The organism is Embleya sp. NPDC025285 (assembly GCF_055558835.1).
This window is the reverse complement of the sequence record NZ_JBVHLU010000127.1, coordinates 1-25,614: the sequence shown is the minus strand read 5'-3', so window position 1 is coordinate 25,614 and position 25,614 is coordinate 1. Positions and strand designations below refer to the sequence as shown.

Genomic DNA, 25,614 nt, shown 5'->3' with positions numbered 1-25,614 from the left:
CCCCCCCCCCCCCCCCCCCCCCCCCCCCCCCCCCCCCCCCCCCCCCCCCCCCCCCCCCCCCCCCCCCCCCCCCCCCCCCCCCCCCCCCCCCACCGGCGTCACCGTTCACAAGGAGATCCCGCATGACCGCGCAGCAGCAGCCCCGGACCGAGACCGAGACCGACCCGCAGGGCGATCACGGACCGGACCGGCGCACGCTGCTGCGGGGGGCCGCGGTGGTCGGCGCGGTCGGCGCCGCCGGGCTCGGCCTGAGCGCGTGCACCGCGGACAACCAGGCCGCGTCGCCGCACGAGAAGAAGCTGCTGGACGGACCGGTCACGGTGGGTCGGTCCGAGGACGTGGCGGTCGGCAAGGGCAAGGTGTACACCGACACCTCGATCGTGGTCACCCAGCCGGCCAAGGACGATTACAAGGCGTTCGACGCCCGTTGTCCGCACCAGGGGTGTCTGGTCACCAAGGTCGACCAGGGTGTCATCCAGTGCCAGTGCCACGGCAGCCAGTTCTCGATGAACGACGGCTCCGTCGTTCGCCGGCCCGCCAGGCGCGGCCTGACGCCGCTGCCGGTCGCGGTCGCGAACGGTGAGATCGTCGTGGGTTGACCGCGAAAATCTGTTGGAGCCAGCACATAGGGTGGAGAAATGGACCCGTCGTCGTACCGGCCCGCTCCCGGCCAGATCCCGACGTCGCCCGGTGTGTACCGGTTCAGCGACGAGCACGGGCGCGTGGTCTACGTCGGCAAGGCGAAGAACCTGCGTGCCCGGCTCTCGTCCTACTTCCAGGACCTGGCCAACCTGCACCCGCGCACCCAGAGCATGGTCACCACCGCCGCGGCGGTGGACTGGACCGTGGTCGGCACCGAGGTCGAGGCACTCCAACTGGAGTACTCCTGGATCAAGGAGTTCGACCCGCGGTTCAACGTCAAGTACCGCGACGACAAGAGCTACCCCTCGCTCGCGGTGACCCTCAATGAGGAGTTCCCCCGAGCGCAGGTGATGCGCGGTCCGCATCGCAAGGGCGTGCGCTACTTCGGCCCGTACGGGCACGCGTGGGCCATCCGCGAGACGCTCGACCTGCTGCTGCGGGTGTTCCCGGTGCGTACCTGCTCGGCCGGCGTGTTCAAGAACGCCCACCGCACCGGCCGGCCGTGCCTGCTCGGCTACATCGGCAAGTGCGCGGCGCCGTGCACCGGCAAGATCTCCGCGCAGGACCACCGCGCGCTCGCCGAGGACTTCTGCGAGTTCATGGCCGGCCGCACCGGCCCCTACATCAAGCGCGTCGAGCGGGAGATGAAGCGGGCCGCGCAGGCGATGGAGTACGAGAAGGCGGCCCGGCTGCGGGACGACATAACGGCGCTGACCCGGGCGCTGGAGAAGAACGCGATCGTCTTCGGCGACGGCACCGACGCGGATGTGATCGCGCTGGCCGAGGACGAACTCGAGGTCGCCGTCCAGATCTTCCACGTGCGCGGCGGCCGGGTGCGCGGTCAGCGCGGCTGGGTCACCGAGCGGGTCGAGGACGTGGACACCGCCGACCTGGTCGAACACTTCCTCCAGCAGCTCTACGGCGAACAACGCGGCGAGGCGGTGCCGCGCGAGGTGCTGGTGCCCGCGCTGCCCGCGGACACCGAGGCGCTGACCCAGTGGTTGTGCGAGTTGCGCGGCGCCAAGGTGGAGCTGCGGGTGCCGCAGCGCGGCGACAAGAAGTCGCTTCAGGAGACCGTGCAGCGCAACGCCGCGCAGGCGCTGAACCTGCACAAGCTGCGCCGGGCCGGCGACCTGACCGCACGTTCGCTCGCGCTCCAACAACTGGCCGAGGCGCTGGAGATGGACACCGCGCCGCTGCGCATCGAGTGCTTCGACATCTCGCACCTGCAGGGCACCGAGGTGGTCGCCTCGATGGTGGTCTTCGAGGACGGTCTGCCGCGCAAGAGCGAGTACCGGCGCTTCGCGATCAAGTCGTTCGAGGGGCAGGACGACCCGAGGGCGATGCACGAGGTGCTCACCAGGCGGTTCCGGCGGTACCGGTCCGACCTCGCGCGCGACGCGGCCACGGACGCGGCCGACGGCGGCGTGGACGGCGCGGACGACGCGGAGAACACCGGTCCGATCGATCCGGAGACCGGCAAGCCCAAGCGGTTCGCCTACCCACCGCAGTTGATCGTGGTCGACGGCGGTCAGCCCCAGGTCGCCGCCGCCGTGCGGGCCCTGGAGGAGGCCGGCGTGGTCGACGTCACCGTGTGCGGGCTGGCCAAGCGGCTCGAAGAGGTCTGGGTGCCCGGCGAGGACGACCCGGTCGTGCTCCCGCGCAGCAGCGGCGAGGCGTTGCTGATGCTCCAGCGCATCCGCGACGAGGCGCACCGCTTCGCGATCACCTATCACCGCTCCAAGCGGTCCAAGGCGATGACGGCGAGCGCGCTCGACGACATCCCGGGGCTGGGCGAGACCCGTCGCAAGGCGGTGCTCGCGCACTTCGGCTCGCTCAAGCGGCTGCGCACGGCGACCATCGAGCAGATCACCGAGGTGCCCGGGATCGGCCGCGCCACCGCGGCGGCGATCGTGGCGTCGCTCGCCGCGCGGGCGCCCGCGGCGCCGGCGGTGAACACCGCGACGGGCGAGATCATTGAAGACGACGCCGTTGTTGCGGTGGATGAGGTTGTCGAAGCCGATGAGGCGGTCCCGGTTGTACCCCCGAGGCAGGAAACAGCAGGAGGAAGCGTTGAACTCGCCCAGCCGTAGGTGCGGCACGCACCGGGGGGACGCATGAGTACCGAGATCACGAACGCAGAGGTCGAGGGCACTCCGGAGCTGGTGATCATCTCCGGCATGTCGGGTGCCGGTCGCAGTACCGCCGCCAAGGGCATGGAGGACCTCGGCTGGTTCGTGGTGGACAACCTGCCGCCGTCGCTGATCCCGGCGATGGTCGACCTCGGGGCCCGTACCCAGGGTGCGGTCGCGCGGATAGCGGTCGTCGTGGACGTGCGCGGTCGTACCTTCTTCGACGACCTGCGCTCGGCGCTGAGCGAGTTGGAGGCGGCCGGTGTGGTGCGGCGGATCGTCTTCCTGGAGGCCTCCGACGACGTCCTGGTGCGTCGTTTCGAGGGCGTGCGCCGGCCGCACCCGCTCCAGGGCGACGGGCGGATCCCGGACGGCATCACCCGCGAGCGCGAACTGCTGCGCGAGCTGCGCGGCGAGGCCGACCTGGTGATCGACACGTCCGACCTCAACGTGCACCAGTTGCGCGCGCGGATGGACGACCGGTTCGCCGGGTCCGGGGAGCCGCAGTTGCGGGCCACCGTGATGTCCTTCGGCTTCAAGTACGGCCTGCCGGTGGACGCCGACCTGGTGGTCGACTGCCGCTTCCTGCCCAACCCGCACTGGATTCCGGAGCTGCGTCCGCACACCGGCATGGACGAGGCGGTCAGCCGCTACGTGTTCGACCAGACCGGTGCCAAGGAGTTCCTGGACCGCTACGCCGAGCTGCTGCACATCGTCACCGAGGGCTACCGCCGCGAGGGCAAGCGCTATGTGACGCTCGCGGTGGGTTGCACCGGCGGCAAGCACCGCAGCGTGGCGATGGCGGAGCGACTGGCCCGCCGGCTCACCGAGGACGGTCTGGACACCGTGCTCGTGCACCGCGACATGGGCAGGGAATGAGCGGCCCCAAGGTGGTCGCCTTGGGCGGCGGACACGGGCTCTCGGCCTCGCTGGCGGCACTGCGCCGGCTCACCGACGACCTGACGGCGATCGTCACGGTCGCCGACGACGGCGGCTCCAGCGGGCGGCTGCGCAAGGACCTGGGCGTGTTGCCGCCCGGCGATCTGCGGATGGCGCTGGCCGCGCTGTGCGGCGACGACGAGTGGGGGGTGACCTGGAGCCGGGTCATCCAGCACCGGTTCCGCCGCGAGGGCGAGCTGAACGGACACGCGGTCGGCAACCTGCTCCTGGTCGGCCTGTGGGAACTGATGGACGACCCGATCGCGGCGCTGGACTGGATGGGGCGGCTGCTCGGCGCGCACGGGCGGGTGTTGCCGATGTCGGCGGTCCCGCTGGACATCGAGGCGGACGTGGCCGGGCACGACCCGGCCCGGCCGGACGAGGTGTCGGTGGTGCGCGGGCAGGCGCAGGTCGCGGTGACCCCGGGCGACGTGCGCGGGATCCGGCTGCTGCCGGGCGATCCGCCCGCCGTGCCGGAGGCGGTCGCGGCGGTTCGTGACGCCGATTGGGTGGTTGTCGGGCCCGGTTCCTGGTTCACCTCGGTATTGCCCCACCTGCTCGTTCCCGAGTTGGCGACGGCCCTGGTGGAGACCAAGGCCAGACGGCTGCTGGCGCTGAATCTGGCCCCGCAGCCGGGTGAGACGGCGGGCTTCTCGCCGCAGCAGCACCTGGAGGTACTGGCCGCGCACGCGCCGGGACTGACCTTTGACATCGTCCTCGGCGACCGCGACCGTGTGGAGGACGTACCGGGCCTGGAACGGGCCACGGCGGCGCTCGGTGGACACGTCCACTTGGCCCCCGTTTCGGCGGTCGACGGCTCCCCGCGACACGACCCCGAACGGTTGGCCGCAGCCTACGGCCGGATCTTCGTCGATCGTGAAAGGATCGCTCCATGGCGATGACGGCAGCAGTGAAGGACGAGCTCAGCCGCCTCCCGGTCACCCGGTCGTGCTGTCGCAAGGCGGAGGTCTCCGCGCTCTTGCGCTTCGCGGGCGGACTGCACATCGTGGGCGGGCGGATCGTCATCGAGGCGGAGTTGGACACGGCGATGGCCGCGCGCCGCCTGCGCAAGGACATCCTGGAGGTCTACGGGCACAGCTCGGACCTGGTGGTGGTGGCCCCCGGCGGGCTGCGGCGGGGCAGCCGCTACGTGGTCCGGGTCGCCGTCGGCGGCGACCAGCTCGCCAGGCAGACCGGCTTGCTGGACGCGCGCGGGCGCCCGGTGCGGGGTCTCCCGCCCCAGGTCGTCTCCGGCGCGACCTGTGACGCGGAGGCCGCCTGGCGGGGCGCGTTCCTGGCACACGGCTCGCTGACCGAACCCGGCCGTTCCTCGGCCCTGGAGGTGACCTGCCCCGGCTCGGAGGCGGCCCTCGCGCTGGTCGGCGCGGCCCGTCGGCTGGGCCTGGCGGCCAAGTCGCGCGAGGTGCGCGGCGTGGACCGCGTGGTGGTCCGCGACGGCGACGCGATCGGCGCGCTGCTCACCCGGCTCGGCGCGCACGAGAGCGTGCTGGCCTGGGAGGAGCGGCGGATGCGCCGCGAGGTGCGGGCCACCGCGAACCGGCTGGCCAACTTCGACGACGCGAACCTGCGCCGCTCGGCCCGCGCGGCCGTCGCGGCGGGCGCGCGCGTACAGCGGGCCCTGGAGATCCTCGGCGAGGAGGTCCCGGAGCACCTGGCCGCGGCCGGCAAGCTGCGGCTGGACCACAAGCAGGCGTCCCTGGAGGAGCTCGGCGGGCTGGCCGAGCCGCCGCTGACCAAGGACGCGGTCGCGGGTCGCATCCGTCGGTTGCTCGCGATGGCCGACAAGCGCGCGGGCGAGTTGGGCATGCCCGGCACGGACGCGGGCCTGTCGGTGGACATACTCGTGTCCTGATCCGGTCCCGACCGGCCCGGATGTGGACCGGCGCACCCGAAAACCACTCGAAGGCGTCGAACCGCGAGACGTAGGGTCTCCGGGTCGGCGCCTTCGTCCGTAGTCGGAGGGAGGCCGCACACGCGAGGAAGGAACCACCGCAGTGGACATCCGCACGATCGGCGAGGACGAGATCATCCCCTGGACCGACGCCGTCGGCATCGGTTTTCTCCGGGTTCCCGACGATGCCAAGGAGACTCGGGAGAAGCGGATCGAGCACTGGCGCGAGCGGGCCGACTTCGCCCGTACGCGCGGCGCCTTCGACGGCGGACGCTGTGTCGGTACCTTCCGTAGCTTCGCCACCGGTCTGACCGTGCCCGGCGGCGCGATCGTGCCGGTCTCGGCGATCACCAACGTCACCGTCTCGCCGACGCACCGCCGCCGAGGCCTGCTCACCGAGATGATGGGCCTGGACCTGGCGGACTCCGCCGCGCGCGGCGAGGCGCTGGCCATCCTGATCGCCGCCGAGTACCGGATCTACGGCCGGTTCGGCTTCGGAGCGGCCACCGAGTACCAGAAGCTGACCCTGGACGCGGTGCGCACCGACTTCGTGCCGGACGCGCCGGTGGAGCCCGGCGCCCGGATCGAGCTGGTCTCCGCCGAGGAGGTGGCCGAGCTGGGTCCGCCGCTGCACGAGGAGTTCCGCCCGCTGCGGCCCGGCGCGATCGGCCGCACCCCGCTGTGGTGGAAGATGTACACCGGTCTGGTCTCGTTGCCGATGAACCCGGTGCCGCCGCGCTTCCACGCGGTGTACCGCGATCCCTCCGGCAAGGTCGCCGGACTGGTGAGCTATCGCACCGACGACCACTGGGACGAGTTCGTACCCAAGGTCACGCTGACCGTGGACTCGCTGCTCGCGCTCACCCCGGCGGCGGAGATCGCGCTGTGGCGGTTCTGTGCGAGCGTCGACTACGTCGAGCGCATCGAGGGCCCCGACCGCAGTCCCGACGAGTTGTTGCCGATGCTGGTGCGGGACCCGCGGGCGATCACCACGCAGTCGCGCCGTGACTTCGTGTGGGCGCGGATCCTGGACGTGCCCGCCGCGTTCTCGGCCCGCACGTACGGCGCCCGCGACCGGCTCGTGGTCGAGGTGCGCGACGACATGGGCTACGCCGCGGGTCGGTTCGCGATCGACGGCGCGGCCGAGGACGCGCGATGTGTACCCACCGGCGACCCGGCCGACCTGGTCCTGGACGCCTCGACGCTGGGCGCGCTGTACCTGGGTTCGGGGTCGCCGGTACGGCTCGCCGTCGCCGACCGCATATCCGAGCGCACGCCCGGTGCGGCCGAGCGTGCCGAGGCCCTGTTGCGGACGCCGCGCGAGCCGTGGTGCCCCGACTGGTTCTGACCACAATGCGGGTTAAAAAGCGCGTAGCTTCGACCGAATATGACCGTCCGTCAGGTCTCGTGTACCACACGGTAGTTGCCGTAGCATGCGCAACACCCGGGCGCAGGAGTCACGTTCCGTCCCTTAGGTCGTGATTTCGCGCCGTCCCTATGCACGCCGACCACACGACTGGGGGGTCGATGAGGCGTCATCGTTCCAGGGGCACCACCACACGAGTCCGGATCGGAACGACGGGAATCGCGGCGCTCTCACTGGCGCTCGGTCTGTTGACCGCAGCGCCGGTGAGTACCGCGGCACCCGCCGACAAACCGGTCTCCTATCCCGAAGTGACCAGTGCGCCGCCGGAAGCGAAACTTCCTCCGGCGGGCGACAGCGGTCCGCAGTCCTATTCCGTCACGGCCGACGCCGCGCAGTTGAAGCAGATCTTCGACCTCGGCGTGGACCGACACGAGACCCAGGTGACCAAGGCAGCCGACGGCAAGGCCAAGCTGGACGTGGTCCTGGGGGATGCCCAGGCCGCCAAGCTGCGTGCCGCCGGCATTGCCCTGGAGGCGAAGTCCCAGGTCCAGAACCGGCAGGCCGCGCCCGCCGCGGCGGGCGTCTTCCGCAAGTACAGCGGCCCCGGCGGCCTCGGCGCGGAGCTGGTCCAGATCGCCAAGGACCACCCCGACATCGCCAAGACCGTCAGCATCGGCAAGACCGTGCTCGGCCAGGACATCCTCGCGGTCAAGGTGACCAAGAACGTCCGGACCAGCGCGGACGGATCCAAGCCCGGCGTGCTGTACATGTCCAACCAGCACGCGCGTGAGTGGATCACGCCGGAGATGACCCGCCGGCTCCTGCACCACTACGTGGACGGCTACGGCACGGACGACGAGGCCACCAAGCTGGTCTCGGAGAACGAGCTGTGGTTCGTGCTCTCGGCCAACCCCGACGGCTACGACTGGACCTTCCAGACCGGCCAGCGGCTGTGGCGCAAGAACCTGCGCGACAACAACGGCGACGGTGTGATCACCGCCGGCGACGGCGTCGACCTCAACCGCAACTTCGACTACAAGTGGGGTTACGACAACGAGGGTTCCTCGCCCGACCCGCTGAACGAGACCTACCGGGGCACCGCTCCGGCCTCCGAGCCGGAGACCCAGGCCATCCAGAACTTCGCCAAGCGCATCAAGGCGGAGTTCGTGGTCAACTACCACTCCGCCGCGCAGTTGATCCTGTACGGCGTCGGCTCGCAGGTGGCCACACCCAGCCCCGACGACGAGATCATGATCGCGCTCGCCGGCGACGACGAGCACCCGGCGGTCCCGGACTTCGACCCGGACCTGTCGGCGGAGTTGTACACCACCAACGGCGACACCGACGGGCAGATGAACGAGGCGTACAAGACGCTGTCGTTCACCCCGGAGATGTCCACGTGCGCCACGGCCGCCGGCTACCTGCCGGACGACCCGTACACGGTGGAGAACTGCGGCAGCATCTTCAGCTTCCCGAACGACGAGACGCTGGTCGGGATGGAGTACGCCAAGAACCAGGCGTTCGCGCTCTCGATCGCCAAGTCGGCCAAGGACCCGGACGACCCGATCTCCTCGGTCGGGCGCAAGGCCCCCGACCTGGTGGCCGACCGGTTCGCGCACTCCTACGCCGAGGACCACGACGACCAGACCGTCGCGGTGATCGCCAAGCGTGCGCTGACCAACCGCAAGCTCAACTACCGCGTCAACGGCGGCCCGACCAAGACCGCGGGCGTCAAGGAGTGGAAGGGCGGCAAGCGGTACGGCGAGCAGGGCTCGGACTACTACGCCGAGTACCGCGGCGACATCAAGAACGTGCGTACCGGTGACCGGATCGAGGTGTGGTTCACCGGCGACAAGGCCGGCACCGGCAAGGTGGAGAGCGATCGCTTCACCTTCACGGTGGAGAGCGGCATCGCCGAGAAGACCGAGACGCTGGTCCTGGCCAACGAGGACTACAAGGGCGTCAACCCGACCTACCCGCCGAACACGGTCGGCCCCAAGTACGCCCGGCAGTACGTGGACGCGCTGGCGGCCAACGGCATCAAGGCGGCGGTGTACGACGTCGACAAGCTCGGCGCACCGCATCACCTCGGCGTGCTCTCGCACTTCAAGGGGGTGTTCTGGTACCTCGGCGACAACCGACTGACCCAGGACGCGGCCCGGGAGAACACCGACTTCTTCGGTGAGCCGGTCCAGGACGCCCAGGTCACCCCGGTGGTCCAGGACGTGACCATCAACGTGCGCGACTTCCTCAACGAGGGCGGCAAGCTGGCCTTCCTCGGCGAGACCGCGGCCTACTACGGTCCCCTGCGCAGCGCGGCGGGCGGCGGCATCTACTACGGCCTGAACGGGCACCCCGACCAGCCCTGCAAGGTCACCGCCGACGCGGCCGGCGACTGTCTGATCGTCTCGGACGACTTCAGCCAGTACTGGCTGGGCGCGTACGACCGGTCGGCGACCAACGGCGCCACCGGCGTGGTCGGTTCGGCCCCGCCGCTGCAGGGTGTCGACAAGCCGCTGCCGGGCACGGCGAGCAACCCGCTGAACGAGGCGGGCGGCTTCCTGCCCACCAGCGCGATCCTGACGCCGGAGCAGTTCCCGATGTTCGACAGCCGTTCGGTGGCGACCTACTCGGGCAACACGTCCGGGCCGTACTCGCCGGCCGAGGGCTCGTGGTACATCAACGGCCTGCACTCGGACAACGCGTACAAGCGACTGACCCGCACGATCGACCTCACCGGGGTGTCGGCGGCGGACGCGGCGAAGCTCACCGCGCAGTTCTCGTACGACACCGAGCGCGAGTGGGACCACGCGATCGTGGAGGCCCACACGGTCGGCGCCGACGACTGGACGACGCTGCCCGACCTCAACGGCGCGACCAGCACCAGGCCGCCCACCTCCTGTGAGGGTGGCGACTTCGTCCGGACCCACACGCAGTTGCGGCACTACCTGACGGTGACTACCCCGAAGTGCCTGAGCACCGGCACCACCGGCGCGTGGAACTCCTTCACCGGCAACTCGGGTGGCTGGAAGCCGGTCGCGTTCGACCTGTCCGCGTACGCGGGCAAGAAGATCGAGGTCTCGATCTCGTACGTGAGCGACTCGAACACCGGTGGCACCGGCCTGTTCGTGGACGACACCAAGGTCACCACCAGCGCCGGCGTCGTGGACGCCGAGGGCTTCGAGACCGGTCTGGGTCCGTGGGCCCTGGCCGGCCCGCCGCCCGGTGACCTCGCGCTCGTCGGCTTCAGCCGCAGCCAGGCCGCGTTCGGTTCGTCGGTGATCGCCACCGACGACACCATGCTCTTCGGCTTCGGCCTGGAGCAGTTGGCCTCGGCCGAGGACCGCAAGGTGGTCGTCGACCGGATCCTGCGGGAGCTGTACAAGTAGGAGCCGATGATCACGATGTGGTGATCGGCGAAAAGCGGTAGCCAAACGATGGCCCCCGGCGGAGACTCCTCCGTCGGGGGCCATTAACGTCTCTGCGCACACGCGAGTTCCCGCGTGTGCGAGTTTTTATTCGGGGGGAATCACCTTGAGCAACAACGCGCCCGGCCCCTGGGGGCCGCCGCAGGGGCAGCCCGGCCCGGGGCAGTGGGGGCCGCAACCGGGCCAGGGGCAGTGGGGGCCGCAACCGGGCCAGGGGCAGTGGCAGCAACAGCCGGGTCCGCCCGGGCCGTTCGGTCCCGGTCCGTACGGCGGCCCGCCGCCGGTGCCGCCGCGCCGGCAGGGAAAGCCGGGCCTGGCCGTCTTGGCCGGAGTCGTCGCGATGCTGCTGGCCGCCGGGCTGTACGGCGTGATCACCGCGAAGGCGGGCATCGAGAGCAACTGGTTCGGTCTGGGCGTCGCGGCCCTGATCGCGTTCGTGCTCGGCCGAATCGGTGCCGCCGATCCGGTGCTGCCGTTCGTCGGTGCCGGACTGGCGATCCTGGGCGTCGCGCTCGGGCAACTCACTCAGATCACCATCGACGGCGCCGACAGCCTGGACATCTCGGTGCTCACCGCAGTGCGCGAATTCAGCAACGAGATCTTTCGGGAGTGGAAGGACGAACTTGGGTTCTTCGACGTGCTGATCTACGGTTTCGCGCTGTTCGGCGGCTTCGGTATCACCAAGACCGTCGGCGAGAAGTGACCGCGATATCGAGCGCCCGTTGATCCGTTTTTGTGATGGTCCGTACGGCTCCGGGCGTCTTGTGCAGCAAGCCTGCGTGGAGGTGCCCGGGGCGTCACGGTAGGGTCGGACATGGCCGGGGATATCGCAGATTCCACTGACCATCTCCTCGGCCATTCACCATCAGGGCATTCGGCGTTCGACAGAGGAGATCGGTTCGTGACGATCCGGGTAGGCATCAACGGATTCGGCCGTATCGGCCGCAACTTCTTCCGCGCGGCGCTGGCCTCGGGCGCGGACTTCGAGATCGTCGGGGTCAACGACCTCACGAACATCGCGACCCTGGCCCACCTGCTGAAGTACGACAGCATCCTCGGCCGGATCGGCCACGAGGTCACCTACACCGACGACGCGATCACCGTCGGCGACAAGACCTTCAAGGTCATCGCCGAGCGTGACCCGGCCGCGCTGCCCTGGGGCGAGCTGGGTGCGGACATCGTGATCGAGTCCACCGGCATCTTCACGGACGCCGAGAAGGCCAAGAAGCACATCGAGGCCGGCGCGAAGAAGGTCATCATCTCGGCTCCGGCCAAGAATGAGGACGTCACGATCGTGATGGGCGTCAACCACGAGAAGTACGACGCCGCCGCGCACACGATCATCTCGAACGCCTCCTGCACGACCAACTGCGTCGCGCCGATGGCCAAGGTTCTCCTGGAGAACTTCGGCCTGGTCAAGGGCATGATGACCACGGTCCACGCGTACACGAACGACCAGGTCATCCTGGACTTCCCGCACTCGGACCTGCGCCGCGCGCGGGCCGCCGCGACCAACATCATCCCGACCTCGACCGGTGCCGCCAAGGCCACCGCCCTGGTCATCCCCGAGCTCAAGGGCAAGCTGGACGGCATCGCGATGCGCGTCCCGGTTCCCACCGGCTCGGTCACCGACCTGGTCGTCGAGCTGGAGCGCGAGGTGACCCGCGACGAGGTCAACGCCGCCTTCCAGAAGGCCGCCGAGGGCTCGCTCAAGGGCTACCTCACCTACACCGAGGACCCGATCGTCTCCTCGGACATCGTGACCGACCCGTCCTCGTGCACCTTCGACTCGGGCCTGACCATGGCCCAGGGCAAGCAGGTCAAGGTCGTCGGCTGGTACGACAACGAGTGGGGCTACAGCAACCGCCTGGTCGACCTGGTCGGCTACATCGGTGGTCAGCTCTGAGGGTGCGGTACACGCACCGATAACGCTTGACGATGCGGGCCCGGGTGACACGTCGTCACTCGGGCCCGTTTCTTGCGCTACCCCACCCGTTTCTTCGACATCCGAGGACGAGTCGAACTTGAAGACCATCGACGACATCGACGTATCCGGTAAGCGCGTCCTGGTGCGCGCCGACCTCAACGTCCCGCTCGACGGCGGACGTATCACCGACGACGGCCGGATCCGGGCGAGCGTGCCGACCATCAAGGCATTGGTCGACCGCGGCGCCAAGGTGATCGTGTGCTCGCACCTGGGTCGGCCCAAGGGCGCTCCCGAGCCCGCGTACTCGCTCGCGCCGGTGGCCGGGCGGCTGGGCGAACTGCTGGGCGCCGACGTGGCGTTCGCGACCGACACGGTCGGCGAGAGCGCGCAGGCCACGGTCGGCAAGCTCGCCGACGGCCGGGTCGCGCTGCTGGAGAACCTGCGCTTCAACCCGGGCGAGACGGCCAAGGACGACGCCGAGCGCGGCGCCTTCGCGGACCGCCTCGCCGAGCTCGCCGACGTGTACGTGGGCGACGGCTTCGGTGCGGTGCACCGCAAGCACGCCTCGGTGTACGACGTGCCGGCCCGACTGCCGCACGCGGTCGGCGGCCTGATCGCCACCGAGCTGGACGTGCTCAAGCGGCTCACCGACGACGTGCAGCGTCCGTACGCGGTGATCCTGGGCGGCTCGAAGGTGTCCGACAAGCTCGGCGTCATCGACAGCCTGCTGGACAAGGCGGACCGGATCCTGGTCGGCGGCGGCATGGTGTTCACCTTCCTGGCCGCCCAGGGCCACGAGGTGGGCAAGTCGCTGCTGGAGAAGGACCAGCTCGACCGGGTCCGCGAGTACCTCGCGCGGGCCGAGGCGAACGGCGTGGAGTTCGTGCTGCCGGTCGACGTGATCGCGGCCACCGCGTTCGCGGCCGACGCGGACCACGCGGTGGTCTCCGCCGACGCGATCCCGGCGGACCGGCTCGGTCTGGACATCGGCCCCGCGTCCGGCGAACTGTTCGCGGACAAGCTCGCGGACGCGCAGACGGTCTTCTGGAACGGCCCGATGGGCGTGTTCGAGATGGAGCCCTACAGCCACGGCACCCGCGCGGTGGCGCAGGGCCTGATCGACTCCGACGCGTTCACCGTGGTCGGCGGCGGCGACTCGGCCGCGGCCGTCCGCACGCTGGGCTTCGACGAGAACGCCTTCGGTCACATCTCGACCGGCGGCGGCGCGAGCCTGGAGTACCTCGAAGGCAAGTCCCTGCCCGGCCTCGAAGCCCTGGAGGGCTGAACCCGATGTCTGCCGTCAAGAACAACTCCGGTCGCATCCCGCTGATGGCGGGCAACTGGAAGATGAACCTGAATCACCTGGAGGCCATCTCCCTGGTGCAGAAGCTCGCCTTCACCCTGAACGACAAGGACTTCGACCGGGTCGAGGTCGCGGTGCTGCCGCCGTTCACCGACCTGCGCTCGGTGCAGACCATGGTCGACGCGGACAAACTCCGGTTCACCTACGGCGCGCAGGACATCTCGCAGCACGTGGGCGGCGCCTACACCGGCGAGATCTCCGGCGCGATGCTGGCCAAGCTCAACTGCACGTACGCGCTGGTCGGGCACTCCGAGCGGCGGCAGTACCACGCCGAGGACGACGCGCTGGTGAACGCGAAGGCGCACGCGGCGTACCGCAGCGGCCTGGTGCCGATCGTCTGTGTCGGCGAGGGCCTGGACGTGCGCAAGGCGGGCGAGCACGTGGCCCACACGCTCGCGCAGGTCGAGGGTGCGCTCAAGGGCATCACGGCCGAGCAGGCCGAGTCCGTGGTGATCGCGTACGAACCGGTCTGGGCGATCGGCACGGGCGAGGTGGCCACTCCGGAGAACGCGCAGGAGGTGTGCTCGGCGATCCGGGGCAAGCTCGCCGAGCTGTACACGCCGGAACTCGCGGACCGGGTCCGGGTGTTGTACGGCGGTTCGATGAAGCCCGGCAACGTGGCGGGGCTGATGGCGCAGCCGGACGTGGACGGCGGCCTGGTCGGCGGCGCCTGCCTGGCGGCCGAGGAGTTCGCGCAGATCGTCCGCTACCAGGAGCAGAAGGCCTAGCGGTCGCGCGCTCGCGGGTGACCCGCGGTGGAGGCCCGGAGCGGGAGATCGCTCCGGGCCTCCGCCATGTCCCAAGGCGCCTGTTCGGGACCGTCCGGGGCGTCCGCACGGGTTCGCCGGACCGTCCGCGATCCGGCCGCCGGCCGGAATCGCTCGTTCCTCATAAACCACACGTAAGTATTTCCAATCCGCTTGCCCCTCGCGTAACCGGTACCTGACCATAAGTCATCGCCAAGTGGCCGGTAGTCGCCCCTCCAGGGCGTTTCGGTCGGCCGACCCCAGGGGGTCCGGGTGTCATTTCCAGACATGTCCAGAACAGGGGATACCGGAGCGACGCGGTATCTGTGCACGGGTGCGGAGATCGACGAGCGGTTCGCCGCCCGGGTGATCGAGGAACTGTGGGAGAACGCCCACCGCGACCGGGCGCCGTCCTACGGATACAACGAACAGGCGGTCCTGGAACACGCGTTGGCCGCTCGACGGCGGCGGATCCTGCGCGATGTGATCGCGTTCCTGGTGCCCGCGGTGATGTTCCTGATCGGCTTCGGGTTCGCGCCCGGCTTGTTCTGGCTCGCGATCGTGGTCATCGTCGGGCTGCTGACGGTGCGCACCGGGGTCGCCGGCGGCGGTGGCGTCCGCGACTTCCGGACCCGGGCCGCGGCGCAGGTGTCCTGGGTGGCGGCGTTGCTGTTCGGGTTGATGTTGTACGTCGCGGGCGGGGAGGGCGGCTTCCCGTCCGGCGGCACGCTGGCGGCGACGGTGTTGCCCACCTACGCGGTCGTGGTGTTCGTGGTGTGGATCGAGCGCATGCAGCAGCGGGCCACCGTGGTCACGGACCTGGGGCCGGGGCGGACCTGGATGCCGGCCGAGCCACCGGCCGGCGACGCGACGCCGGTCCCGCCGGGAACCCTCCAGGGGGCCCTGGCCGAGGTGTTGCCGCCGCGCCCGACGCACGCGCCGGTGGGCGGCTCGGTCGGGACGCTCCCGACCGGCCCGCCGATTCCCTCCACGGTGCGCTACAGCGGATACCTGCCGTTCGTCGGCGCGGGTGAACTGGTGGAGAGCTGGACCTTCCCGGTCGAGTTGCGCGGCGCGGAGCCCTCGGTGCTGGAGGCGGCGCGCCCGTCCGGCGGGACGAAGGCGTTCACGCCGTTCACCGTCGAGGAGTTGACCAGCGCCATCTGCGCGTCGTTCGAGGAACTGGCCCGGTCCGAGGAGGGCCGGCACCGGTTGTCCGGACTGAGCGTGCAGATGCACGAGTTCAGCAGCGGGGTGACCGGCGGCGCGGTGCCGCCGCCGGCCGAGGCCACCCGGCGGTACCTGTGCGTGCGGGTGGGCACGTGGTCGCAGGAGGTGGTGGTCTCGGTACTGATCCGCTTCACCATGGACGGCCGACTGCTGTACACCGAACTGCACGAGTTGGTGCTGCCGCCGATCCGGCCGGACTACCACGTGGCCGACGAGTGGCTGCACACCGCCGACGCGGCGACGTTGTGGGGCGCGTTCGGCCGTTCGCTGGTGGATGCGCCGGGGCTGATGGTCTCCTCGGCGGGTCGACTGATGCGGGTGTGGGCCTCGTGGTGGCGCCGGTCGGGCAATCTGCGCGCGGCGGAGGAGCGCGCGGCGCGCAACCTCCCGGTGGACCGGGGTGCCCGGGCGTCGGTGCGAGAGTTGGGCGCGTCGGCGAACTACGCGACGTTCTTCCAGAACTCGGACGCGGAGAAGTACCTCAAGCTGATCGAGCGCAAGTTCACCGTGTTCGTGCTGGACTTCCTCCAGCGCCGGCACGTGGACGTGACCGAGTATCGGCAGCGCAACGAGCTGGTCCTGAACAACGGCGTCATCCAGCACGTCTCGGGTGATCTGAACAACAGCGGCGCGATCGTCGCCGGGCGGGGCAATCAGGCGTCCGTACGGGGTTCCGGTGCGGCCGGATCGGGCGCACGATCGACACCGGGAGGTACCACGTGAACGATTCCGCGTCGCATGCCGACGAACCGGACGAGAACGAGGACGAGCCGCGCGGCAACGACGGGATCAGCCTGTCGGGTGGCCCGGTGACCAACACCGGCGCGATCGTCGCCGGTGGCGACAACCGCGTCGCGGTGCGTCGTAGCGGCTCCGCGCGCGGGTCCCGCGGCACCGATCCCGGGCACCCGCTGACCAGCACGGGTGCGCTGGTCGGCGGCACCGGCCACGACGTGGAGGTCGAGGACACCGGCGACGTGGATCCGGCCGCTCCGGAGCCGGCCGGCGATGCCGGGCAGGAGCCCCGAGGGCACGGGTCGCCGGGGGAGGGGTCCGAGCCCGGTCGACCGTAATAGTATGATCCGCCGGATTAGCCGAAGGGGCGCACGGCTCCCACATGCGGGGCGCGGCAGCGTACTCTGTCCGATGGCCGGGAATCCTCGGCCCCCGCGTTCCGCCAGAAGGAGTTGGGCCCGGCCGTGGTCACCGGTTTCTCGATCGCCCTGATCGTCTTCAGCCTGCTCATGGTGCTGTTGGTGCTGCTGCACAAGGGCAAGGGCGGCGGCCTGTCCGACCTGTTCGGCGGCGGCATGTCCTCCTCGCTCGGCGGTTCGTCCGTCGTCGAGAAGAACCTCGACCGCATGACCATCATCGTCGGTGTGTGCTGGTTCGTGACGATCGTCGTACTCGGTCTGCTGCTCAAGAACACGTACTGACAGCGCCGGTTCGGCCGCTGTTTCCACCCGCGCGGTGGCCTTTCTGACGGACTGTCGGAAAAGGCCCACCGCTCGGTTCAACCTTGCGCGGGGCGCACGTACACTGGACGCCAAGCCGCGCAACGGGGGCGCGACCTCAAGGACCAAGGGGAGTTTTTACCGTGGCAAGTGGCAACGCCATCCGTGGGAGTCGGGTCGGCGCCGGCCCGATGGGGGAGGCAGAGCGCGGCGAAGCAGCCCCACGTCTCCGTATTTCTTTCTGGTGCGCGAACAAGCACGAGACGCAGCCGAGCTTCGCGACCGACGCTCAGGTCCCCGAGACGTGGGACTGCCCCCGCTGCGGCCTGCCCGCCGGGCAGGACCAGCACAACCCGCCGGACGCCCCGCGTACCGAGCCCTACAAGACGCACCTCGCCTATGTGCGCGAGCGTCGCAGCGATGCCGACGGCGAGGCGATCCTCGCCGAGGCGCTGGCGAAGCTGCGCGGCGAGCTCTGAGTTTTCCGAGCCTCGACGAGTCGGCACGTCGGCGAGTCGCGAGGAGTCGGTGAGTCTCGACCCACACGTACGGCCGTAGGCCGTCGTGGGTGAGCCGCCGGGAGCGGCGATACACCTTCGGGTGCGTCGCCGCTCCCGGCGGCTCTTTTGTCGTGCGCCTTCGTCGTGGGCCGCAGGGGCGCCGCGCGAGGTCAGTCGTGGACGGGCAGCGCCTCGCGGGGTTCGGGGCGGTGCTGCACCTGGCGGCGGTTGGCCTGCTGCGGGAGCGGGCGTTGGCCGCGTTCGATCCAGGCGGGCAACTCCTCACCGGTGGCCGCGATCCAGCGGTTGCGGACCGCCTCCGGGTCGGCGCGATGCGCTCGGACCAGGGTGTCGCCGGCCAGGTCGGAGACCCGGTCCAGGTTCAGCGCGGTGCCCACGCCCAGTGCCGCGGCAAGGGGTGGGACGGCGTCGGCGGGCCGGCCCGCGGCGACCAGGACGATGCCGTACAGCGCGTAGGTGACCGGGACTTCGGGGCGGCGGGCCAGCACCGGGTCGGCCCTGACCCGTCGGGCTCGCAGCCGGACCGCCTCCTCCAGCGCGTCCACCGCCTCGTCGTGCGCGCCGCCGGCGCTGTGCAGCAGGCCCAGGCTCTGCAGGGACGCGGCGAGTTCGTCCTCGCGGCGGCCGGCCGGGGCGTGCTCGGCGCCCGCGTGGCCCCGGCGGACCTCGACCGCGTCGGTGGCCAGCGCGATCGCCTCGGGACCTCGGCCGAGCCGGGCGAGCAGGGTCGCGTGGCGCAGCAGTACGGCGGCCTGGCGGGCCTGCGGGGGGCCGATCCCGAGCAGCCGTTCGGCCTCGGTGAACGCGGCTAGCGCGGCCTCGGTGCCTCCGGTGGCGGCCAGTCGACCGGCGAGTTCGTCCAGTGACATGGCCAGTTCGGCGCGATGTCGCTCGGGCGCCTGGGCGGCGAGCGTGCGGAACACCTGGACCGACTCGCGCAGCGCGCCCAGCGCCGCCGACTCGTCGCCGTGGTCGCCGAGCCGCGCGCCGAGTTCGCGCAGCGCCACCGCGAGCAGCGGGCGGTGTGCGCGGTGGTCGAGCGCGGCCAGTCGGCGGGCGTGTTCGGTGGCGCTGGTGGCCACCTTGACCGCGTCCTCGGCCCGGCCGTCGGCCGCCAGCACGGCGGCGAACGCGCGCAACCCGCCGACCAGCGCGGGACCGTGCCGGTGGTGGTCCTTGCCGGCCAACGCCCCCAGCATCCGCACCGCGGCGCGGGCGGGTGCCGCCGCGTCCGCGTGCCGGCCGGCCCGGGTCAGTTGCTGTGCCTTCTCGGTGAGCATCCGTGCCCGGGTGGCCTCGGCGTCGTCGGACTCGGCCGGCGGGCCGGTGCCGCCCGGCGGATTCGATTCCGGTTCGGCCGGATTGTGTCCCTCGCGGCGGGCGAATTCGGCGAAGGAGGGCGCGGCGGGCGGGGTTTCGGGCGTGGCACGGCCCGGACACGGCGACGCCTGCTCGCGCCGGTGCCGGTATTCCTCCAGGTGACGCTCATGGCGCCGCAGCCATCCGAACCGCACGGGTCCCACCTCGCCTCTGGTCCCGAAGACCTCCGCGTGACGCTATCGCGAGCGGGCCGCCGACGGGGCCGAACGGGTGCGGATCCGGCCACGGTCGGCTCGTCCGTGTGGTGACGAGATGTCCACCGAGCGCGATTTTACCAGAGTCGGTAGTTATCTTGAGGTTACCTTTACCTTACGCGTGTTGGTTCACGTATGGCGAGATTCCAAGATCGCTAATGTGTGCGAGTTCCATCGAAGTGCGGGCGCTCGGCGCCCGGCGTACAGGGGGTTCGATGTATCCGACGACTCGCAGGATGTGGGGCGGAATCACCGCCGCGACGGTCGCCGCGCTCGCGCTGGTCGCGTGTGACGCGGACGACAAGGACAAGAAGGACACGCCGAAGGCGGCCGACACGCCGGCCGCCACGGCACAGGTGGTGGCACTCGCGCCCAGCGGCGGTCCCACCGCCTCCGGCCCGGCGCGCACCCAGGCGCCGAAGTCCGCCGAGCCGTCGACGGGCGGGGCGAGCGGCGAACCGGGTGAGGACTGTGGCCCGCCGCCCGCGGCCAAGCCCGGCCACAAGATCGTGTATCCGACCAAGCTGCCCACCAAGGGCTCGCTGTACTACAAGAACACCAAGTTCGTCTGCGATCCCAACGACGGCCACTACGAGCCGGTCGGCGCCGAGCAGACGCCGCTGCTGTTCGCCCCGAAGGCCACCGGCACCTTCGCCGGCCCGCCGGCGCGGAAGGCGGAGTACATCGGCCAGATCTGGGAGCACATCGACAAGTGCCTGTCCCACCAGACCGACGGCGACAACCTGTGCTCGTCCAACGGCACGTACGACATCACCCTGAACGCGGCGAACGAGATCACCGACATCAAGGAGATCTTCCACTCCTGAGCGGGACGCGGGTGCGATCGTGACGCGGGAGCCGGCGGGTGGACGTGCCCGGGTCGACCTCGAGAGGACACCATCGACCCGTGGAACTCCGCGGCGACGAAGACGGGCCGGCGTGCCGCGGCGATGGCGGACGGCCCGCCCGGACCCGCACGGCACCTGCGAAAAAGTGGGGCGGGAGCCGACCGGCTCCCGCCCCACCCCGTGTTCCCAACCGGCCCACGGCCGAAGCCGCTTCGATCTACTCGGGCAGCTTCGCCGCCGCCGCCCGGTCCAGCAGCCACAACGTCGCGCCCGTGCCGTAGGCCCCGGCCGCCGGGGTCTTCGTGGCGTCCGTGGAGGTCCGGGCCGTGGCGACCGCGTCCGCCTTGTCCTCGCCCGCGGCGAGCAGCCACACCTCGTGCGCCGCTCGGATCGCCGGGAAGGTCAGGGTGATCCGGGTCGGCGGCGGCTTGGGGGCCTCGCGTACGGCGACCACCGTGCGCACCGACTCCGCCGTCGCGGCGAAGCCCGGGAAGAGCGACGCCACGTGCGTGTCGGGGCCGACCCCGAACATGGCCAGCGTAAACGCCGGCACCGACGCGCCGTCCGACGCGGCGGCGGCCAGTTCGGCGGCATAGCGCCGCGCCGCCGCGTCCACGTCGTCGCCGTCCGGACCGTCACTGGCCGGCATCGCGTGCACCAGCTCCGGCACCACCGGGACGGTGTCCAGCAACGCCTCGCGCGCCTGCGTCTCGTTCCGGTCGGGGTGACCGGCCGGCAGGAAGCGCTCGTCGCCCCACCAGATGTGCAGCCGGTCGAAGTCGATCGCGCCCAGAGTGGGCGTGAGCGACAACTCGTGCAGCAGCGCGTTGCCGTTGCGGCCACCGGTCAGCACGAGGTGCGCGACGTCGAACTCGGCTTGGGCGTCCGCGACCCGCTGGATCAGCCCGGTCGCCGCCGCCTTGGCCATCAGCACGGTGTCCGCGTGCACCCGTACCGGCCCGTGCGCGCTCACGCGCCGCCGTCCTTCTTCTTCCGGGGGGTGCGCGGCGCGGCGGGCTTGGCCGCGGCGGCCTCGCCCTTGTCGACGGCCTTGCGGGTGGCGACCGGCTTGGTCGCCGCAGCGCTCGACGTGCGCTTGAGCGGCGGAGCCGTACCGAGGTCCTTGGTCGCCTTCGGGCGCGGCGCCTCGCCCTCCTCGGCGCGCTCCACGTCCCGCACCGGCGTCTGCGACACCGGAGGTTCGGTGAACGAGCCCGGCGAGGGATCGCGCGCCGCCTCCAGCGCGGCCCGGGCCAGGGTCGCCGCGTACACGTCGTCCGGGTCCAGCCGGCGCAGTTCCTCGGCGACCAGGTCGGAGGCCTCGCGGCGCTTGAGCGCGACCACGCGGTCCGGCTGGCCGGGCGAGGACAACGACGCCATCATCCCGTCCGGGCGGTCGATCACGATCTCGCCGTCCTCGGTCACCAGCGTCACCGAGGTGATCCCGGGACCGCCGGTCTCCACCCGCTCCACGTCGACCTCGAGCCGGTCGGTCAGCCACAGCGCGAGCAGTTCCGCGCTCGGGTTGCCCGCCTTGGCGCCGACCTTGGCGCGCAGGATCCGGCTGTACTTCTGGTCCAGCGCCGCGGCCAGCAGGCTGCGCCACGGCGTGGTCCGGGTCCAGGCCAGGTCGGTGTCGCCCGGCGTGTACGCGCTCGCGCGCAGACGCAGCACATCGGCCCGGCGCGGCGGCGCGGCGGCGTCGGTCACCCTGCGGGTGGCCAGCGCGCCCAGCAGGTCCTTGCTCGGCACCTCCGGCGCCCGACCGGGCCACCACACCACGACCGGCGCGTCCGGCAGCAGGAGCGGCAGCACGACCGACTCGGCGTGGTTGGCCAACTCGCCGTGCATGCGCAGCAGTACGGTCTCGCCCACACCCGAGTCGCCGACCCGGACCTCGGCGTCCAGCCGGGGGCTGATCTCCTGGCCGGGGCGGCCGATCACCACCAGGATCCGGGACGGGTGCTCGCGGGCGGCGGTGCTCGCGGCCTTCATCGCGTCGTACTGGTTGGCCTCGTCGGTGACGATGACCAGGGTGAGCACCATGCCGAGAGTGGGGCTGCCCATTCCTCGGCGGGCCTCCACCAGTGCGGCATTGATCTTGCTCGACTTGGTGTCCGTCAGATCGATCATCATGGGCGGCGCCAGCTCCGTCCGTCACGTGCGAGCATCTCGTCGGCCGCGTCGGGACCCCAGGTCCCGGACACGTAGGGCTCGGGCTTGCCGTGCTGCGCCCAGTGCTCCTCGATCGGGTCGAGGATCTTCCAGGACAGCTCGACCTCCTCGTGCCGGGGGAACAGCGGCGCGTCGCCGAGCAGGACGTCGAGCAGCAGTCGCTCGTACGCCTCCGGGCTCGACTCGGTGAACGACTCGCCGTACGCGAAGTCCATGTTCACGTCGCGCACCTCCATCGCGGTGCCGGGCACCTTGGAGCCGAACCGGACCGTCATGCCCTCGTCCGGCTGCACCCGGATGACCAGGGCGTTCTGCCCCAGTTCCTCGGTCGCGGTGGCGTCGAAGGGCAGGTGCGGCGCGCGCTGGAAGACCACCGCGATCTCGGTGACCCGGCGCCCCAGCCGCTTGCCCGCGCGCAGGTAGAACGGCACGCCCGCCCAGCGGCGGTTGGCGATCTCCAGCTTGATCGCGGCGTAGGTGTCGGTGCGCGAGTCCGGCGGGATGCCGTCCTCCTCGAGGTAGCCCTTGGCCAGCTCGCCGCCCTGCCAGCCGCGGGTGTACTGGGCCCGGACGGTACCGCGCGAGAGGTCGTCGGGCAGCTTGACCGAGCTGAGCACCTTGAGCTTCTCGGCGACCAGCGAGTCGGCGTCGAAGGACACCGGCTCCTCCATCGCGGTGAGCGCGAGCAGTTGGAGCAGGTGGTTCTGGATCACGTCGCGCGCGGCGCCGATGCCGTCGTAGTACCCGGCCCGGCCGCCGATGCCGATGTCCTCGGCCATGGTGATCTGTACGTGGTCCACGTAGGACCGGTTCCACAGCGGCTCGAACATGGTGTTGGCGAAGCGCAACGCCATGATGTTCTGGACGGTCTCCTTGCCCAGGTAGTGGTCGATCCGGAAGACCGCCTCGGGCGGGAAGACCTCGTCGACGACCTTGTTCAACTCGCGTGCGCTCTTGAGGTCGTGCCCGAAGGGCTTCTCGATCACCACGCGGCGCCACGAGTCGGCCTTGGGATCGGCGAGGCCGTGCTCCTTGAGCTGGCGCACCACCTCGGGGAAGGCCTTCGGCGGCACCGACAGGTAGAACGCGTGGTTGCCCTGGGTGCCCTGCTGCTCGTCCAGCTCGTCGATCGTCTGGCGGAGCTGGTCGAACGCCTTGCCGTCGTCGAACTCGCCCTGGACGAACCGGAATCCCTCGGAGAGCTGCTGCCAGACCTCTTCCCGGAAGGGGGTCCGGGCGTGTTCCTTGACCGCCTCGTAGACGACCTGGGCGAAGTCCTGGTTCTCCCAGTCGCGTCGGGCGAAGCCGGTCAGCGCGAAGCCCGGCGGCAGCAGGCCGCGGTTGGCCAGGTCGTAGATCGCCGGCATCAGCTTCTTGCGGGACAGGTCGCCGGTGACGCCGAAGATGACCAGACCGGACGGGCCCGCGATGCGCGGGAGTCGGCGGTCCTGCGGGTCGCGCAGCGGGTTCTCCGGCCACGCGGCCGGCTTGGATTTGGCGGCCTTGGGGCTCATCGAGCCGCTCCGTCCACGAGGGCGCGGGTGGCGTCGAGCAGTTGCCCGAGTCCGGCCGCGCGGTCGGTCAGGTGCAGGCGCAGCACCGGGCGCTCGCGCGAGGTGATCGCGCCGAGGTCGCCCAGGGCCTGGGCCAGTTGCAGTCGGCCGAAGCTGTACGGCTTGGCCGGCACGTCCAGGTCCTCGGCGTTCGCGCCGGTGATCTGGAGGAACACCCCGACCGGCGGGCCACCCTTGTGGAACTGGCCGGTGGAGTGCAGGAATCGCGGCGCCCAGCCGAAGGTGACCTGCGCGCTGTCCAGAGCCTCGGCCAGCAGCGGCCGCAGCTTGGGCGCGTCGGTGTCGCCGAGCCGGTCCAGGTAGGCCATCACCGCGAGGTAGCCGTTGTCGGGCACCGTCGCCAGCAGCGCGCGCAGCGCACCGGTGAGGTCGCTCGCGCCCTCCAGCAGCGCGGCGTCGCCGTGTACCTCGACCGCGCCCTCGACGAAGGCCGGCGTGCCCACCGGCAGCGGGCCGTCGTCGCCCGCCTTGGTCAGCAGCGCGCCGGTGTTGTCCTTGGACTCCTGCACGTTCGGCTGGTCGAACGGGTCGATGCCGATCACCCGACCGGCGATCGCCGTCGCGTACTCCCACAGCAACAGCTGCGCGCCCAGCGGTCCGCTGACGCGCAGGTCGACGTCGGGTCGTTCGATCTCCTCGGCGCCGATCATGGTGCGCACCGCGTCGATGCCCACCTTGTGGCCGAACCCGGGCGCGTCCACGCCCTCGACCACGACCGGCAGGATGCCCCGGCCCTGCTTGCCGGTGGACTCGGCGATCAACTGCTCGGCCCAGTCGCCGAAGCCGACGATGTCGCCGGTCTCGGCGAGTACGAGCTTGTCCCGGCCGTGGTTGGCCGCGGCCCCGAGCACCGCGCCCAGCAGCAGCCCCGGGTTGTCCCGGTCGCCGGCCAGCGCGGGCGCGAGCGCGGCGGCGTCGTCGAGGAGTTGCTCGACGTCCACGCCGGCCAGCGCGCTGGGCACCAGCCCGAACGCGGTCAGCGCCGAGTAGCGGCCACCGACGTTGGGGTCGGCGAGCACGATGGTGTAGCCGGCGTTGCGTGCGGTGTTCTCCAGCGGCGAGCCCGGGTCGGTGACGACCACGATCCGGCCGGCGAGCTGGTCGTTGGTCAAGCCCTCGTCCAGGAAGGCCTGTTCGAACGCGCGGCGGTGGCTGTCGGTCTCCACCGTGCCGCCGCTCTTGCTGGAGACGACCACGACGGTGCGCTCCAGGTCCTCGCCGAGCGCGCGGCGGACCTGGGCGGGGTCGGTGGTGTCCAGCACGGTGAGCTTCTTGCCGTAGGTGGCGGCGATCACCTCGGGCGCCAGCGACGAGCCGCCCATGCCGGCGAGGACCACGTGGTCCAGGCCCTCGGCGCTCAGCCGCTCGCGCAGCTCGGCGAGCTGCGGCAGGAGCGCGCGCGAGGAGGCGGGCAGATCGACCCAACCCAGCCGGATCGCGGCCAACGACTCGGCCTCCGGACCCCACAGGGTGGCGTCGGAGGCGACCAGGCGCGCGGGCACCTTGTCCACGACGCAGGCGGTGATGACTTCGGCGACTGCGGCGGCGTGCGATAGGTCACCGGAAACGGTGACGTCCACGCCGCCGGCGGTCACGCGTTCGTCGTTTGCGTGTACCACGGGCGGTCAGCCCTCCTATTAATGGGGTGGGAGTGTGCTGAAATCATGCCCTGATTGCGTGGAGTATCCGTCCCGGGGGGGGGGGGGGGGGGGGGGGGGGGGGGGGGGGGGGGGGGGGGGGGGGGGGGGGGGGGGGGGGGGGGGGGGGGGGGGGGGGGGGGGGG

21 protein-coding genes are annotated in these 25,614 nt (G+C 71.1%); 16 read left to right on the top strand and 5 right to left on the bottom strand.

Going from position 1 to position 25,614, the window contains the following annotated elements:
• Positions 1-122 precede the first annotated feature (122 nt).
• From ACZ4FV_RS45760 to ACZ4FV_RS45690, 15 genes are all read left to right on the top strand, one after another.
• A complete protein-coding gene (locus ACZ4FV_RS45760; RefSeq protein ID WP_465326860.1) occupies positions 123-599 on the top strand; it encodes a Rieske (2Fe-2S) protein in 477 nt (158 codons plus the stop codon).
• Between the two features lie 39 nt (positions 600-638).
• Positions 639-2,735 (top strand): excinuclease ABC subunit UvrC, encoded by a 2,097-nt coding sequence (gene uvrC, locus ACZ4FV_RS45755; RefSeq protein ID WP_395862572.1) that lies wholly within the window; start codon positions 639-641, stop codon positions 2,733-2,735.
• A gap of 24 nt (positions 2,736-2,759) precedes the next feature.
• Entirely contained in the window at positions 2,760-3,653 is an 894-nt protein-coding gene (rapZ, locus tag ACZ4FV_RS45750; protein WP_395862574.1) for an RNase adapter RapZ, read from the top strand.
• Positions 3,650-4,615, top strand: coding sequence for a gluconeogenesis factor YvcK family protein (locus tag ACZ4FV_RS45745; protein WP_395862575.1), 966 nt, complete (start codon positions 3,650-3,652; stop codon positions 4,613-4,615). Before rapZ ends, ACZ4FV_RS45745 begins: the two co-directional genes overlap by 4 nt.
• Positions 4,606-5,586, top strand: coding sequence for a DNA-binding protein WhiA (whiA, locus tag ACZ4FV_RS45740; RefSeq protein ID WP_020553580.1), 981 nt, complete (start codon positions 4,606-4,608; stop codon positions 5,584-5,586). Before ACZ4FV_RS45745 ends, whiA begins: the two co-directional genes overlap by 10 nt.
• 142 nt (positions 5,587-5,728) lie before the next feature.
• A complete protein-coding gene (locus tag ACZ4FV_RS45735; RefSeq protein WP_395862576.1) occupies positions 5,729-6,973 on the top strand; it encodes a GNAT family N-acetyltransferase in 1,245 nt (414 codons plus the stop codon).
• 281 nt (positions 6,974-7,254) lie between these two features.
• Positions 7,255-10,380, top strand: a complete 3,126-nt coding sequence (locus tag ACZ4FV_RS45730) for a M14 family metallopeptidase (RefSeq protein ID WP_395862577.1) — start codon at positions 7,255-7,257, stop codon at positions 10,378-10,380.
• A gap of 145 nt (positions 10,381-10,525) precedes the next feature.
• Complete coding sequence (locus tag ACZ4FV_RS45725) at positions 10,526-11,122, top strand: hypothetical protein (protein ID WP_402231673.1); 597 nt, start codon at positions 10,526-10,528, stop codon at positions 11,120-11,122.
• A gap of 198 nt (positions 11,123-11,320) precedes the next feature.
• Positions 11,321-12,325, top strand: a complete 1,005-nt coding sequence (gene gap / locus ACZ4FV_RS45720; protein WP_402231671.1) for a type I glyceraldehyde-3-phosphate dehydrogenase — start codon at positions 11,321-11,323, stop codon at positions 12,323-12,325.
• Positions 12,326-12,443: 118 nt separating this feature from the next.
• Positions 12,444-13,631 carry a phosphoglycerate kinase gene (locus ACZ4FV_RS45715; protein WP_395862581.1) on the top strand — a complete coding sequence of 396 codons (1,188 nt, stop codon included), beginning with the start codon at positions 12,444-12,446 and terminating at the stop codon, positions 13,629-13,631.
• A 5-nt stretch (positions 13,632-13,636) separates the two neighbouring features.
• The gene (gene tpiA / locus ACZ4FV_RS45710) at positions 13,637-14,437 is read left to right on the top strand and encodes a triose-phosphate isomerase (protein WP_465326854.1); all 801 of its coding nucleotides are present in this window, start codon (positions 13,637-13,639) and stop codon (positions 14,435-14,437) included.
• A gap of 306 nt (positions 14,438-14,743) precedes the next feature.
• Positions 14,744-16,408, top strand: coding sequence for a hypothetical protein (locus tag ACZ4FV_RS45705; RefSeq protein WP_465326852.1), 1,665 nt, complete (start codon positions 14,744-14,746; stop codon positions 16,406-16,408).
• Entirely contained in the window at positions 16,405-16,758 is a 354-nt protein-coding gene (locus ACZ4FV_RS45700; protein ID WP_465326851.1) for a hypothetical protein, read from the top strand. Before ACZ4FV_RS45705 ends, ACZ4FV_RS45700 begins: the two co-directional genes overlap by 4 nt.
• Positions 16,759-16,884: 126 nt before the next feature.
• Positions 16,885-17,121, top strand: coding sequence for a preprotein translocase subunit SecG (gene secG / locus ACZ4FV_RS45695; protein ID WP_026218871.1), 237 nt, complete (start codon positions 16,885-16,887; stop codon positions 17,119-17,121).
• 209 nt (positions 17,122-17,330) lie between these two features.
• On the top strand, positions 17,331-17,618 hold the full coding sequence (locus ACZ4FV_RS45690; protein ID WP_020553570.1) for an RNA polymerase-binding protein RbpA: 288 nt from the start codon (positions 17,331-17,333) through the stop codon (positions 17,616-17,618).
• A gap of 191 nt (positions 17,619-17,809) precedes the next feature.
• Here the strand turns inward: ACZ4FV_RS45690 and ACZ4FV_RS45685 are convergent, their stop codons facing one another.
• Positions 17,810-19,174, bottom strand: coding sequence for a tetratricopeptide repeat protein (locus ACZ4FV_RS45685; RefSeq protein WP_395862589.1), 1,365 nt, complete (start codon positions 19,172-19,174; stop codon positions 17,810-17,812).
• Between the two features lie 275 nt (positions 19,175-19,449).
• On the opposite strand from ACZ4FV_RS45685, the gene ACZ4FV_RS45680 reads away from it, so the two are divergent.
• Positions 19,450-20,061 carry a hypothetical protein gene (locus ACZ4FV_RS45680; RefSeq protein ID WP_465326849.1) on the top strand — a complete coding sequence of 204 codons (612 nt, stop codon included), beginning with the start codon at positions 19,450-19,452 and terminating at the stop codon, positions 20,059-20,061.
• Positions 20,062-20,299: 238 nt separating this feature from the next.
• On the opposite strand, the gene pgl is transcribed toward ACZ4FV_RS45680, so the two are convergent.
• The 4 genes from pgl to ACZ4FV_RS45660 are packed head-to-tail and all read right to left on the bottom strand — an operon-like array spanning position 20,300 to position 25,450.
• On the bottom strand, positions 20,300-21,055 hold the full coding sequence (gene pgl / locus ACZ4FV_RS45675) for a 6-phosphogluconolactonase (RefSeq protein WP_465326847.1): 756 nt from the start codon (positions 21,053-21,055) through the stop codon (positions 20,300-20,302).
• Positions 21,052-22,218: a glucose-6-phosphate dehydrogenase assembly protein OpcA gene (gene opcA / locus ACZ4FV_RS45670; RefSeq protein ID WP_395862594.1), complete on the bottom strand. Its 1,167-nt coding sequence runs from the start codon at positions 22,216-22,218 to the stop codon at positions 21,052-21,054. The genes pgl and opcA overlap by 4 nt, the downstream gene beginning before the upstream one ends.
• Positions 22,215-23,771: a glucose-6-phosphate dehydrogenase gene (gene zwf, locus ACZ4FV_RS45665; protein ID WP_395862596.1), complete on the bottom strand. Its 1,557-nt coding sequence runs from the start codon at positions 23,769-23,771 to the stop codon at positions 22,215-22,217. Before zwf ends, opcA begins: the two co-directional genes overlap by 4 nt.
• Entirely contained in the window at positions 23,768-25,450 is a 1,683-nt protein-coding gene (locus tag ACZ4FV_RS45660; protein ID WP_465326842.1) for a glucose-6-phosphate isomerase, read from the bottom strand. Before ACZ4FV_RS45660 ends, zwf begins: the two co-directional genes overlap by 4 nt.
• Between the last annotated feature and the right edge of the window lie 164 nt (positions 25,451-25,614).

Coding starts and splice junctions, on each gene's coding strand:
- ACZ4FV_RS45760 (WP_465326860.1), top strand. CDS start 123: ATGACCGCGCAGCAGCAGCCCCGGACCGAGACCGAGACCGACCCGCAG.
- uvrC (WP_395862572.1), top strand. CDS start 639: ATGGACCCGTCGTCGTACCGGCCCGCTCCCGGCCAGATCCCGACGTCG.
- rapZ (WP_395862574.1), top strand. CDS start 2,760: ATGAGTACCGAGATCACGAACGCAGAGGTCGAGGGCACTCCGGAGCTG.
- ACZ4FV_RS45745 (WP_395862575.1), top strand. CDS start 3,650: ATGAGCGGCCCCAAGGTGGTCGCCTTGGGCGGCGGACACGGGCTCTCG.
- whiA (WP_020553580.1), top strand. CDS start 4,606: ATGGCGATGACGGCAGCAGTGAAGGACGAGCTCAGCCGCCTCCCGGTC.
- tpiA (WP_465326854.1), top strand. CDS start 13,637: ATGTCTGCCGTCAAGAACAACTCCGGTCGCATCCCGCTGATGGCGGGC.
- ACZ4FV_RS45705 (WP_465326852.1), top strand. CDS start 14,744: ATGTCCAGAACAGGGGATACCGGAGCGACGCGGTATCTGTGCACGGGT.
- ACZ4FV_RS45690 (WP_020553570.1), top strand. CDS start 17,331: ATGGGGGAGGCAGAGCGCGGCGAAGCAGCCCCACGTCTCCGTATTTCT.
- ACZ4FV_RS45680 (WP_465326849.1), top strand. CDS start 19,450: ATGTATCCGACGACTCGCAGGATGTGGGGCGGAATCACCGCCGCGACG.
- opcA (WP_395862594.1), bottom strand. CDS start 22,218: ATGATGATCGATCTGACGGACACCAAGTCGAGCAAGATCAATGCCGCA.
- zwf (WP_395862596.1), bottom strand. CDS start 23,771: ATGAGCCCCAAGGCCGCCAAATCCAAGCCGGCCGCGTGGCCGGAGAAC.